Origin of the sequence: Arthrobacter sp. ERGS1:01, assembly GCF_001281315.1 — a bacterium.
Classification (GTDB): domain Bacteria; phylum Actinomycetota; class Actinomycetes; order Actinomycetales; family Micrococcaceae; genus Specibacter.
Genome location: NZ_CP012479.1, coordinates 2437605 through 2449692, shown reverse-complemented (window position 1 = coordinate 2449692; position 12088 = coordinate 2437605). Strand labels below are relative to the sequence as shown.

10 protein-coding genes are annotated in these 12088 nt (G+C 69.9%); 9 read left to right on the top strand and 1 reads right to left on the bottom strand.

All coding sequences use genetic code 11. From position 1 onward, the window contains the following. Nucleotides 1-125 precede the first annotated feature (125 nt). Nucleotides 126-1805 carry a urocanate hydratase gene (hutU, locus tag AL755_RS15045; protein WP_054011701.1) on the top strand — a complete coding sequence of 560 codons (1680 nt, stop codon included), beginning with the start codon at nt 126-128 and terminating at the stop codon, nt 1803-1805. A gap of 62 nt (nt 1806-1867) precedes the next feature. On the opposite strand, the gene AL755_RS15040 is transcribed toward hutU, so the two are convergent. Continuing rightward, entirely contained in the window at nt 1868-2284 is a 417-nt protein-coding gene (locus AL755_RS15040; protein WP_054011700.1) for a hypothetical protein, read from the bottom strand. Nucleotides 2285-2590: 306 nt separating this feature from the next. Between AL755_RS15040 and AL755_RS15035 the strand changes: the two genes are divergently transcribed. From AL755_RS15035 to AL755_RS15000, 8 genes are read left to right on the top strand one after another with little or no spacing between them, the layout of a single operon-like run. Next, nucleotides 2591-4480, top strand: a complete 1890-nt coding sequence (locus AL755_RS15035; protein WP_054011699.1) for a phage tail sheath family protein — start codon at nt 2591-2593, stop codon at nt 4478-4480. A 9-nt stretch (nt 4481-4489) separates the two neighbouring features. Further along, the gene (locus AL755_RS15030; RefSeq protein ID WP_054011698.1) at nt 4490-5017 is read left to right on the top strand and encodes a phage tail protein; all 528 of its coding nucleotides are present in this window, start codon (nt 4490-4492) and stop codon (nt 5015-5017) included. Nucleotides 5018-5023: 6 nt separating this feature from the next. Beyond that, on the top strand, nt 5024-5737 hold the full coding sequence (locus AL755_RS15025; RefSeq protein ID WP_054011697.1) for a T4 family baseplate hub assembly chaperone: 714 nt from the start codon (nt 5024-5026) through the stop codon (nt 5735-5737). Further along, nucleotides 5734-6546 (top strand): hypothetical protein, encoded by an 813-nt coding sequence (locus tag AL755_RS15020; protein ID WP_054011696.1) that lies wholly within the window; start codon nt 5734-5736, stop codon nt 6544-6546. Before AL755_RS15025 ends, AL755_RS15020 begins: the two co-directional genes overlap by 4 nt. Continuing rightward, nucleotides 6543-7823: a DUF4255 domain-containing protein gene (locus tag AL755_RS15015; RefSeq protein WP_054011695.1), complete on the top strand. Its 1281-nt coding sequence runs from the start codon at nt 6543-6545 to the stop codon at nt 7821-7823. The genes AL755_RS15020 and AL755_RS15015 overlap by 4 nt, the downstream gene beginning before the upstream one ends. Beyond that, a complete protein-coding gene (locus AL755_RS15010) occupies nt 7820-9832 on the top strand; it encodes an ATP-binding protein (protein WP_054011694.1) in 2013 nt (670 codons plus the stop codon). The genes AL755_RS15015 and AL755_RS15010 overlap by 4 nt, the downstream gene beginning before the upstream one ends. Further along, nucleotides 9822-10115 (top strand): hypothetical protein, encoded by a 294-nt coding sequence (locus AL755_RS15005; RefSeq protein ID WP_054011693.1) that lies wholly within the window; start codon nt 9822-9824, stop codon nt 10113-10115. Before AL755_RS15010 ends, AL755_RS15005 begins: the two co-directional genes overlap by 11 nt. Then, nucleotides 10108-12075: an eCIS core domain-containing protein gene (locus AL755_RS15000; RefSeq protein WP_054011692.1), complete on the top strand. Its 1968-nt coding sequence runs from the start codon at nt 10108-10110 to the stop codon at nt 12073-12075. The genes AL755_RS15005 and AL755_RS15000 overlap by 8 nt, the downstream gene beginning before the upstream one ends. Nucleotides 12076-12088: the final 13 nt, after the last annotated feature.

Sequence of the window (12088 nt, the reverse complement as noted above, 5' to 3'; positions counted from 1 at the left end):
TTGGATCACAGACGGGCCGGGCGGAGAACCCCTAGGAATGGTTGCCGGGTGGGGCTTTGATGGGTACATAGGAAGTTTTGCCGGGGAGACCCGGCCATCACGGACCCACAGCTAAGGAACATTTCATGGCAACGATGCATGACCCCTCCCGCACCATCCGGGCCGCCCGCGGCACCGACCTTTCCGCCAAGTCCTGGCAGACCGAGGCGCCGCTGCGCATGCTCATGAACAACCTTGACCCCGAGGTGGCCGAACGCCCCGAGGACCTGGTGGTCTACGGCGGCACCGGACGCGCGGCCCGCTCCTGGGAGGCCTACGACGCCATCGTCGCCACGCTCAAGACGCTCGAGGACGACGAGACCCTGCTGGTGCAGTCCGGCAAGCCCGTCGGCGTGTTCCGCACCAACGTGTGGGCCCCGCGCGTGCTGCTCGCCAACTCCAATCTGGTGGGGGACTGGGCCACCTGGCCCGAATTCCGCAAGCTCGAGGCCGAGGGCCTGATGATGTATGGCCAGATGACGGCCGGCTCCTGGATTTACATCGGCACCCAGGGCATCCTGCAGGGCACCTTCGAAACCTTCGCGGCCATTGGCGAGAAGCGCTTCGGCGGCACCCTGGCCGGCACCCTGACCCTGACCGGCGGCTGCGGCGGCATGGGCGGCGCCCAGCCGCTCGCCGTCACGCTCAACGGCGGCGCCTGCCTGATCGTGGACGTCAGTGAGGAACGCCTGCGCCGTCGTGCCGGCAAGCGCTATCTGGACGAGGTCGAAACGGACCTGGACGCGGCCCTGGCCAAGGTGCTCGCGGCCAAGGCCGAGAAGCGCGCCCTGAGCGTCGGCGTCGTCGGCAATGCCGCCGAACTGTTCCCGGAAATCCTGCGCCGCCACCAGGCCGGCGAGTTCACGGTGGACATCGTCACGGACCAGACCAGCGCCCACGATCCGCTCTCCTACCTGCCCTCCGAGTACTCCATCGAGGAGTGGCACGCCGAAGCGGAGAATGATCCCGAGGGCTTCACCAAGAAGTCGCAGAACGCGATGGCCCGCCACGTGCAGGCCATGGTGGAATTCCAGGATGCCGGCGCCGAGGTGTTCGACTACGGCAACTCGATCCGCGACGAGGCCCGCAAGGGCGGCTACAACCGCGCCTTCGAGTTCCCCGGCTTTGTGCCGGCCTACATCCGCCCGCTGTTCTGCGAGGGCCTGGGCCCGTTCCGCTGGGTTGCCCTCTCCGGCGACCCCGAGGACATCCGCGTCACCGACGAGGCATTGAAGGAACTGTTCCCCGAGAACGCGCACCTGCACCGCTGGCTCGACGCCGCCCAGGAACACGTTGAATTCGAGGGCCTGCCGGCACGCATCTGCTGGCTCGGCTACGGCGACCGTGCCAAGGCCGGGGTGCTGTTCAACCAGCTCGTGGCCGACGGCAAGGTCAAGGCACCCATCGTGATCGGCCGCGACCACCTGGACTCCGGTTCGGTGGCCTCCCCGTACCGCGAGACCGAGGCCATGAAGGACGGCTCGGACGCCATTGCCGACTGGCCGCTGCTGAACGCCCTGCTGAACACCTCATCGGGCGCCACCTGGGTGTCCATCCACCACGGCGGCGGCGTCGGCATCGGCCGTTCCATCCACGCCGGCCAGGTCTCCGTGGCCGACGGTTCCGCACTGGCCGCGGAAAAGCTGGAGCGCCTGCTCACCAACGACCCCGGCATGGGCGTGATCCGCCACGTCGACGCCGGCTACGAGCGCGCCATCGACGTCGCCGCCGAACGCGGCGTCCGCATCCCCATGCAGGAGCAGTAACCTCCAGCGAACGTTCGACGTCGGGCTGCCGGCCGGTTCATCCGGCCGGCAGCCCGTGCTGCTTAACCAAGGGGCGGGTCCAAGGGAGTGCCGCCGGACGTGTCCCGGGGCGTCTCCAGCGGCAGCTCGGTCCACGTCACGGCCCCCTCGGTCAGGGGCTGCAGGACCTGTTCGTAGAATTTCTCCACGCCGTAACCAAGCGAATCCGCTACGTCCTGCCCGCCGGAGGTGAAGATGATCCGTGCTCCGCGGTCGTCCCGGTCGAGGATCCAGACGCCGTAGCCGCCCTCGTAGTAGTTGCCCGACGTGGCGTCGTCGGACTGCAGGCTGCCCAGCCAGTCACGCAGCAACGGCGCGAACTGTCCGGGCGGGGCATCGCGCAACGTCATGGCGAGACTGGCCGTCTTGTCCAGGTCCCGGTTGTCCGGCCCCCACACCCAGCTGTAGTTCATGGCGTAGCGGCGCGGCGAATTCGTCATGGCCGGCACACTACCACCGGTGTCATTCCAAGGTCCTTTTAGGGACCAATCTCCGTTATTGACACATTTGTGCAATTTACCCGAATTTTGCGCCAGGCCTTGCGTTCCACAACGAACCACATTCCCCGAATTACAGAGCTTCCGGACCCGGATAAAAGCAATAATTTTTGTTGACACAGTGACCCCGCGGGGCGCATTGTTTGAATTATTGTTCGTTCATCACGCAATTAACAGCTACGGCCGGTCCAGTTTTGGACCCCCGTCTAGCACCCCAAATTAAACAGCTCTTTTCTGGTGGGGGATCTCATGCCAGTCACAACAAGCTATCCGGGCGTCTATGTCACAGAAGCGTCCAGCGGGGTTCACACCATCACGGGTGTGGCGACTTCCATTACCGCCTTCATTGGAAGGGCCTCCCGCGGACCCGTCGATGCACCGGTCACCATCAACAGCTATTCCGATTTTGAACGCTCCTTCGGCGGGTTGTGGCTGGGGGGATCCCTGGGCTACGCCGTCCGTGACTTCTACCGCAACGGCGGCAGCCAGGCCCTGGTGGTGCGGATCTTCCACAACAACTTCGCCAACGCCGCGGCCCGGGCCAATGCCGTAGCCGCAGCTGCCGCCACGGCTGCCGCCGCCACGGGAACGAGTGCCCAGGCCGCCGCAGCGGCCGCCGCCACCAAGGCGGCCACCTACACGAGCGATCCGGAGATGAGCGCCGCGGCCCTCGTTGCCGCGGCCGCGCTGGCCGCCTCCACGGCCTCGGGTGCCACGGCCGCCACGGTCGGTGACGCCGCCACGGCCGCCGCCGCAACGGCCACCCTGCTCGATGCCGCGCAGCTGACCATCTCCACCCTGACGCTGAACGCGAGGTATCCCGGCGCATGGGGAAACAGCTTGCGGGCACGGGTGGAATACATCAGCGTCAACGGCGTCGTCCAGCCGGACGTCTTCAACCTGCTGGTCCGGGACGGGACCACCGGGCAGGTGGAAACGTTCCTGAACGTTTCCGTGCTGCCCGGCGACGTGCGGCGGGTAGACGTGGTGCTGGCGGGCGGATCCAAGCTTGTCACGGCCGCCGGGCTGCCGGCGTCGCGCCCGGATGTGAGCCCGGACCCCGACCCCACCCGGCACCAGTTCGACAAATGGGGCGACAACGCCGTCGCCGAGGTGCCGGCCGACAACACCACCACCCCGCCCACCCCCGCCATCCCGGCACTGCCCGCCACGAACGCGGTGGTGGCGCCCGCCGGCATGGCCAGTGACGGCGGCGCCCTGGTCACGGTCGATTTCAACGGCCCGGGCAAGCAATCCGGCAAGGCCGGGCTGTACGCGCTGGCCAACGCCGATCTGTTCAACCTGCTGTGCATCCCGCCCTACCTGAACGGTCCCAACGACGGCGACATCGACTACGACGGGCTGGTCCCGGACGCCGTGGCCTACTGCCAGTCGCGGCGGGCCGTGTTGCTGCTCGACTCCCCGCATGCCTGGGGGGACGCGGCCACCGCCGTCACGCAGTTCAGCTCGGGCATGATCAACACCACCAGCAACTACGCGGCCCTGTACTTCCCGCGAATACTCTCACCCGACCCATTGCGTGGGAACCAGCCCGGTGAACTGGTGCCCTGCGGCGCCATGGCCGGCATCATGGCCCGCACCGACAGCAGCAGGGGCGTGTGGAAGGCGCCGGCCGGGCTCGACGCGACCATCAACGGCGCGCAGGCCCTGACCGTGACCCTCAACGACGCCGAGAACGGCAACCTGAACCCGCTGGGCGTGAACTGCCTGCGCACCTTCCCGGCCGCAGGCACGGTGGCCTGGGGTGCCCGGACGCTGGAGGGCAACGACCAGCTGGCCTCGCAATGGAAGTACCTGCCGGTGCGCCGGACGGCCCTGTACATCGAGGAGAGCCTGTACCGGGGCACCCAATGGGTGGTGTTTGAACCCAACGATGAACCGCTCTGGGCACAGATCCGGCTCAACGTGGGCGCGTTCATGCACAACCTGTTCCGCCAGGGCGCATTCCAGGGCTCCACGCCCCAGGACGCCTACTTCGTCAAATGTGATGGCGAGACCACCACGCAAAACGACATCGACCTGGGCGTGGTGAACATCCTGGTGGGATTCGCCCCGCTCAAGCCGGCCGAATTTGTTGTCATCACGCTGGCGCAAATTGCCGGCGCAGTGCAGGCGTAGGAGGACACCATGGCACAGTTCAGCGTCAACGCCCAGCGTTTCGACCCCTACAAGAACTTCAAGTTCCGGATCAAGTGGGATGGCCGCTACGTGGCCGGAGTGAGCAAGGTCGGCGGCCTCAAGCGGACCACCGAGGTGGTCAAGCACCGGGAGGGCGGGGACCCGTCGTCGTCCAGGAAATCCCCGGGCCGCACCGAATACGACGCCGTCACGATCGAACGCGGCGTCACCCACGACACCGACTTCGAGGCCTGGGCGGCCAAGGTCTGGGACTTCGGCTCCGGGCTCGGCGCCGAGGTCTCGCTCAAGGACTTCCGCAAGGACATCATCCTTGAGGTCTACAACGAGGCCGGCCAAAAGGTGCTCGCCTACAACATCTACCGCTGCTGGGTGTCCGAATACCAGGCCCTGCCGGACCTGGACGCCAACGCCAACGCCGTGGCCATTGCGCACATCAAGCTCGAAAACGAAGGCTGGGAACGGGACCCCTCCGTCACGGAACCCACGGAACCAACCCTGAGCACGGCGAACGGGTGATGGACGGTGCCGGGGCCGGGGGCAGCCCAACTGCTGGAGGTGTGGGAGGAAGGTCTTGACCAGGAGCCGGCACGCCGCGCCCTGACGCTGCTCGCCGCCGCCTGCCCGCAGGAGACGCGGGAGGAACTGGCCGGCTGGCCGCTGGGCCGGCGCGACGCGGCGCTGCTGGCATTCCGGACCGAACTCTTCGGCCCGGACCTGGATGCCGTGGCCCAATGCCCGGACTGCGGGCTGGAGGTGGAACTGTCCTTCCCCGCGCTCACGCTGGCAGCAGGGGCGCCCGCGCAAGCCGTCACGGTGCAACGGGACGGCTACGAGGTCACCCTGCGCGCCGTCACCAGCGACGACCTGCTCAACCTGGTATCCGCCGACGCGCCCACCGCCCTGGTGCACCGCTGCGTGGCCGCCGCGACCGCGTCCGGCGTCCCCGTGGAACCGGCGGCCCTGCCGGCGGACCTCGTCGAAGCCCTGGGGGAGGAGTTGGCCCGCACGGACCCGGCCGCCACCACCGAACTGGCCCTCGAATGCCCCGACTGTTCCCGCCAATGGCTGGCGCCGTTCCACATCGCCTCCTGTCTGTGGGCGGAGCTGCACCACTGGGCCGGGCGCATGCTGCTGGACATCGATGCCCTGGCCCGCGCCTACGGCTGGAGCGAACACGAGATCCTGGCCCTGGCCCCGCGTCGCCGCCAGGCCTACCTGGAACTCGTGGCGCCATGAGCTTCGTGGCCGGCCTGCTGGGCCGCGAACGTCCCGCCATTTCCCGAGGCACCGGCGCTTCCGCAGCGTCTGCGGGCACGACGGCGGGCCTCGCCGTGCTGCCACGCCTCGCCTCCCGCTACGAAGAGGCCGGCGCCCCGCTGTGGCCGGGCAATGCCGCCCCCTTGTTGGAATCCGAGACGGAAACGGGTTCGGAAGCCGGTCCGGACCCGTCCCGTACCTCAGTCATAGCGCCGGCGCCGGCCGTCCAGCCGGGCGCCGTGCCGTCCATTTCACGCCCCGCCGCCCGGTCCGAGGACGGACCCGCACTTCGGCCGGCCCCCGTGGCACCCGGAAGCCGGGGGTACCCGCAGCCGGCCGTCCCTGCGAAGGAACGCGAGGATGCCACGACCCAACGCCTGGGTGTGGCCGCGCCGCCCGCACCCGCGCCGGCAGTCCGGCCGGTGCTTCGCCCCAAGGAACGGCCCGCCCCGGAACCCGCGGAACCTCGCCGCAGCGAAAGGGTGGCAGCGGCTCCCGGCCGGCCGGACGGCGTCGTGCGCGGGGAGGCGGTGACTCCTCCGGCACCCACACAGGCCGCACACGCCCGCCGGGAACCGGCCACGCTTGAGGCACGGGCCACCGGCACGTTGCGCCCCCGGCTGGAGCCGCTGATGCGCCGCGAAGCGGTGAGAGCGCCCGAACAGCACGTCCACGTGCACATCGGCCGGATCGAGGTCAAGGCCGCCACGGTGCCCGCGCCCCGCGCGGCAGCTCCGGAACGGCCCGCCCTGATGAGCCTGGACGAGTACCTGGCGGACCGGCCATGAGCAGCACCTGGGCGGTCGCCGTCGTGACCGCGGCATTGCGGAACCTGCTCCAGACCACCGTGCCGGCGCTGGACACGGTGCTTTCCGACCTCAGCGTCACCACGCGGACCCCGGACGTGGCGCGGAAGACCGTCACCGGCGCCTCCTTGAACCTGTTCCTCTTTGGCACGGCCGTCAACGCCGGCTGGCGCAACCAGGACCCGCCGCGGACCCGGCCGGGGGAGTCCGCCACGCCGCCCCTGGCCCTGAACCTGCACTATCTGGTGACCGCCTACGGCCGGGACGACACCGACCAGGACGCCGTGAGCCACCGGGCGCTGGGTGCGGCCATGAGCGTATTGCACGACCACTCGGTGCTCAGCCCCGACGAACTGACGGGCGCACTGGCCAACAGCGACGTGGCCGGCCAGCCCGAACGCGTGCGGATCACGCCGCTGCCACTCACGACCGACGATCTGTCCAAGCTCTGGACCGCCTTCCAAACCAATCTGCGCGTCTCCGCCGCCTACGAGGTGACCGTGGTGCTGATCGACAGCCACAACCCCGCCGACGCCGCCCTGCCCGTGCTCAACCGCGGCAATAACGACGACGGCGTGCAAACTGTGCTCGGCGCAGCTGCCGCGCTCACCGCCCTGGTGCCCCCGCGCTCTCAGGCCGCCGCCGTGCAGGGCCAGCCCGTGGTGGTCACCGGCAGCAACCTCACCGCCGTCGACACCGTGATTCGTTTCACCAGCATGTGGCGGCCCCTGCCGCCGGAACAGCCGCTGCCACCCGTGGAAGTGGCCCCGACGCCCGGCACCCAGCCCGGCCAGCTGGTGGTGGTGCCGCCGGACCTTGGCATCGATCCCTTCGCCTGGGGCCACTGGATGCCCGGCTTCTACACGGCCGCCGCCGTGACCCGCACGCCGGGCCGCCCGGCCGTGCTCAGCAACGCCGTGGCCTTTGCGCTGGCCCCGGCCGTGACGCTCACCCCGCACGCCCCCGCCACGGTCTCCGTGGGCGGCACGGCCACGCTGACCTGCTCGCCGCGCATCGGCGACGGCCAGGACGTGGTGGTGCTGTGCGACAGCATCCCCGCCACGGCCACCGTGACCAATCCGTCGCCGGGGGACCCGGGGTATTCCAGCACACCCTCCACCGTGACGTTTGCCGTGCCCGATCTCCCCGCGGGCCTGCACACCGTGCGGCTGCGGGTGGACGGCGTGGACAGCATCCCCGTCCTCTTCACGGGCGCGGTGCCGGCCTTCGACCCGGCCCAGCAGGTGAATATCACATGAGCACGCGGGAGGAATGGCTCGCGGCCAACGACTCGTTCCTGGCCGGGCGGACGGCATGGCTGCGACGTCGGCTCGAGGCCCTGGCGGCTTCGGCCTCCGGGAGTGCGTCCGGCTCGATCCCCGACGACGCCGGTCCGGCCGGTGACCCGGGTACGATCCCGCTGCTGCGCCTGGCCACGGCGTTCAAGCTGTCCGGGTTCGAGGCCAACATCCTTTTCCTCTGCGTCGCCGTCGAACTGGATCCGGACCTGGCCGCACTGTGCGGTGCCGCCGCCAGCCGGCCGGAGCTGCCGTATCCCACCTTCGGCCTGGCCCGGGCGCTCTTCGCGGACCCCGCATGGGACGCACTGTCGCCGGAGGAACCGCTGCGGTATTGGCCGCTGGTGTGCGTGGACGAGGCACGGCCGCTGCCGGCAGCCAGGCTGTACGCCGATCAGCGGATCGTTGATTTCGCCCTCGGCCTGGACCACCTGGACGAGAGGCTCGGTGCCCTGGCCTCGCACCTGCCACTCGTTCCGAACGGGCTCTCCGCGTCCCAGCACGAGGTGGCGCGGCGTCTCGCCACGCTGGCCACGGGCACGGGCCAGGGGCTGGCCGTGACCCTGCCGGGGCCGCACCGCGACGCCAAGGAGATGGTGGCCGCCGAGGCCGCGGCATCCCTGGGGTTGAGGCTGTTCACCCTCGACGCCGGCGACATCCCCGCCGACCCCGTCGACGCAGTGCGGTTCGCCCGGCTGTGGCAGCGCGAATCCGTGCTGTCCGGCGTCGCACTGTTCCTGGATGCGGCCGAGCTCGACGCCGCCGATCCCCAGGCCGGTGCCGTGCGCCGCTGGCTGGGCCATACCGGCGGACTGATCTTCGTGGCCGTCCACGAGCCCTGGCCGCAGCTCGGCGCGCTCGCCGTGGACGTGGCGAAGCCGACGACGGCGGAACAGGCGGAAGCCTGGCGGGCCGGCCTGGGCGGCGCCGGCAAGGCAACCGACGGCAATGCAACCGACGGCAATGCAACCGACGGCAGTCCAACCGACGGCAAGGCGGCGGAAGGCGCCGGACGGCTGGCCGCGACCTTCGACTTTGACCTGACGGCCATCACCGCAACGCTTGCCCGCGCCGAAACGGATGGCCAGTCCGGGCCCGACGCCGTCTGGTCGGCCGCGCTGGAAACCTCCGGACCGGCACTGGACCGGCTGGCGCAGCGGGTCCGGGCCACTGTGCAGCCGGACGCGCTCAAGCTGCCCGCCGCCGAACGGTCGCTGCTGGCCCAAATCGCCGGCCAGGTGGCCCACCGGGACACCGTCTACAACGGTTACGGCTTTGCCGCCGGCCTGCAGCGCGGCACCGGCCTGAGCGTCCTGTTCGCCGGCGAAAGCGGGACGGGGAAAACCATGGCGGCCGAGGCGCTCGCCAATGAATTGGGACTCCTGCTCTACAAGATCGATCTCTCGGCCGTGGTGAGCAAGTACATTGGCGAGACCGAGAAAAACCTCCGCAAGCTCTTCGACGCCGCGGAAAACGGCGGCGCCATCCTGTTCTTTGACGAGGCGGACGCCCTGTTCGGAATGCGCAGCGACGTCAAGGACAGCCACGACCGCTACGCCAACATCGAGGTCAGTTACCTGCTCCAGCGCATCGAGTCGTTCCGCGGCCTGGCCATCCTGGCCACCAACCGCAAGGACAGCCTGGACCAGGCGTTCCTGCGCCGGCTGCGCTTCGTGCTGGACTTCCCGTTCCCGGCGCTGCCCGAACGCCTGGCCATCTGGCAGGCCGTATTCCCGGCCGCGGCACCCGTGGGGGAGCTGGACTTTGGCAGGCTGTCCCGGCTGAACCTGACCGGCGGCAGCATCCACAACGTTGCCCTCAACGCGGCCTTCATGGCGGCCGGGGCCACGGGCACGGTCACCATGGATCTGGTGCTGGCGGCGGCCCGCGATGAAATCCGCAAGCTGGGCCGGCCCGTCAACGAAGGCGACTTCGCCTGGCACGGGGAGCTGGTGGACCATGGACATTGACGTGCAGATCGACCGGCTGGTCCTGGACGGCCTGGACCTGGGCCCGGGCGGTGCCGACGCCCTGGCGGCCGCGCTCCGGGCCGAGCTGACCCGAAGCCTGGCCGCCGCCGTCGGAGCCGGCCCGCACACACGGCCGACGCCGGTCCCGGCCGCGGGATTCCCGGCATCGGCGAACGCCGCCCGGCTGGTGCTGCCGCCCGTGGCCGTCACCGCGGGCATGCCGCCGGGACTGCTGGGCCGGCGGATCGGCGCCACGCTGGCCGGAGGGCTGCACCATGGCTGAAAAGATGGCACCCACCCTTGCCCCACCGATCCACCGGCCGGCGGTGGCGCGTGGCGGCACGCTGGCCCGCGAGCGCGCCGCGGACACCGTGGCCGCAAACGTGGCCACAAACGTGGCCACAAACGTGGCCACAAACGTGGCCACAAACGTGGCCGCAAACCCGGGCGGGCATGCCGGCAGGCCTGAACGGCACGAAAGCCGGGCACCCCTGGCCGAAACCACGCTGGCCGCCCTGGCCCGGGGCGCGGCACGCACCATGCAATCGACGGGGCAGCCGCTGCACACCGGCACGCGCACCACGCTGGAACGGGCCATGGGCGCCGACCTCGGTGCCGTCCGCGTGCACGCCGGCGACGCCGCCGGCCGCTTTGCCGCATCCCTGGGCGCCCGGGCCGCCACCGTGGGGCAGGACATCCTGGGCAGTGCCGAGAACCTCAACCCGGCCACCGCCGACGGACTGCGGCTGATCGGCCACGAGGCGGCCCACACGGTGCAGCAGCGAAACGGCTCCGCCCCAGCCATCCAGTTCGACGTCATCGACGACGTGCGCGACAAGCTCTCCTACGGCGTGCTGGACTGGGCCGTGACGGACTCGGACGCCATGGAGGCCCTGGCCGCCCTGGCTGCATTGCCCGCCCCCGCGCTGACGGCGGGCCTGGCCCGGCTGGAGCAAAAGTACATCGACCGCCTCATCGACAACCTTCCCGACGCCGCGAAAACCGGACCGGCCTACACGCGGATCATCACCGCGATCGGCGCCGCCAGGGCAGTCCCGCAGGCAGCCGACAAACTCAGCTACGGCCTCTTTGACTGGGCCGTCACGGATGCCGACGTCACGAATGTCTTCAACACCATGGTGAACCTGCCGGTGCCCGAACAGGAGAAATTCCTGCTGGGCCTGAATGCCGCCGGGAAGCTGGGGCGGCTGGTCTCCAACTCCACGGCGGCGCACCAGGCCCTGTACGTCCGGCCCTGGATCAGCACCCTGACACGCGGCCGGTTGACGGCGGACCAGCAGACCATCCTGCGGGTCATCGCCACCGAATCCTCCGACGGGGCCCTGGACACCCTGGTGCTGGCCGCCGGAATCCGCTTCGACGTGCCGGTGGGCCGCGGCATGATTGCCGGCTACCCCGCCTCCGACTGGACGGCCGATGCGCTGCGCGAGACCTACCTGGCGCTGGACAGCCTGCCCGATTCCCACGTGGCCCGCAACGCGGACTTCCGCCGGGTAGGCGCTTTCTCGCAGGGCCGCGACGCGCGCGGGGAGATCACCGGAGGCGTGTATTCGGGCGGCATCCGGGAGCTGGACATCAACGTCTCCGACACCGGCCTGAGCGCCACGGTGCTGCACGAGACCGGGCACTCGGTGGACAAACAGATGGGGTGGACCACCAGCATCCTCCCCACGGACTCCAAGCGGGGCGGCTGGGTGCAGTACGGCGCGACCATGAGCATCTGTGCCCACGACATGGTGGACGACTCCAATGCAGGGGTGTTGGGGCTGACCGCTCCCCAGCGCGCCGACGTGGAAACGGAGATGGTGACGGCCATGACCAACCGCAGCAGCGTGGGCCTGACGGCCAGGATTACGGCCCGGCCGTGGTTTGCCGGATTGGCCGCACCCGTGCGGGCCGGGGTCACCGCGGACCCCGCGCTCACGGCCGTCGGTACGGGCCTGGACCACCCGTGGTTCAAGCCCAACGGCGGCGACAGGATCGGCGCCCCGACCGCCCACGTCTACGAGGAGTCCTATGCCTCGCAATGGAACCGCTACGAATTCGCCGCCAGGACCCGGCTGCTGACCGACTACCAGTTCCGCGACCCGGGCGAATGGTTCGCCGAGGTGTACTCCTTCTACTTTGGCGGAGCGGACAAGCGCCGCCAGCTCACGGCCAAGGACCCGGACACGGCGGCCTACTTTGCGGCCAGCGTGGCACCCCTGGCCCCCTCGAGATGAGATGAGGACGATG

Bases quoted from the DNA above. Each gene is read 5' to 3' on its own strand.
- AL755_RS15030 (WP_054011698.1), top strand. From the start codon at position 4,490: ATGGCACAGTTCAGCGTCAACGCCCAGCGTTTCGACCCCTACAAGAAC.
- AL755_RS15015 (WP_054011695.1), top strand. From the start codon at position 6,543: ATGAGCAGCACCTGGGCGGTCGCCGTCGTGACCGCGGCATTGCGGAAC.
- AL755_RS15020 (WP_054011696.1), top strand. From the start codon at position 5,734: ATGAGCTTCGTGGCCGGCCTGCTGGGCCGCGAACGTCCCGCCATTTCC.
- AL755_RS15000 (WP_054011692.1), top strand. From the start codon at position 10,108: ATGGCTGAAAAGATGGCACCCACCCTTGCCCCACCGATCCACCGGCCG.
- AL755_RS15005 (WP_054011693.1), top strand. From the start codon at position 9,822: ATGGACATTGACGTGCAGATCGACCGGCTGGTCCTGGACGGCCTGGAC.
- AL755_RS15040 (WP_054011700.1), bottom strand. From the start codon at position 2,284: ATGACGAATTCGCCGCGCCGCTACGCCATGAACTACAGCTGGGTGTGG.
- AL755_RS15010 (WP_054011694.1), top strand. From the start codon at position 7,820: ATGAGCACGCGGGAGGAATGGCTCGCGGCCAACGACTCGTTCCTGGCC.
- hutU (WP_054011701.1), top strand. From the start codon at position 126: ATGGCAACGATGCATGACCCCTCCCGCACCATCCGGGCCGCCCGCGGC.
- AL755_RS15035 (WP_054011699.1), top strand. From the start codon at position 2,591: ATGCCAGTCACAACAAGCTATCCGGGCGTCTATGTCACAGAAGCGTCC.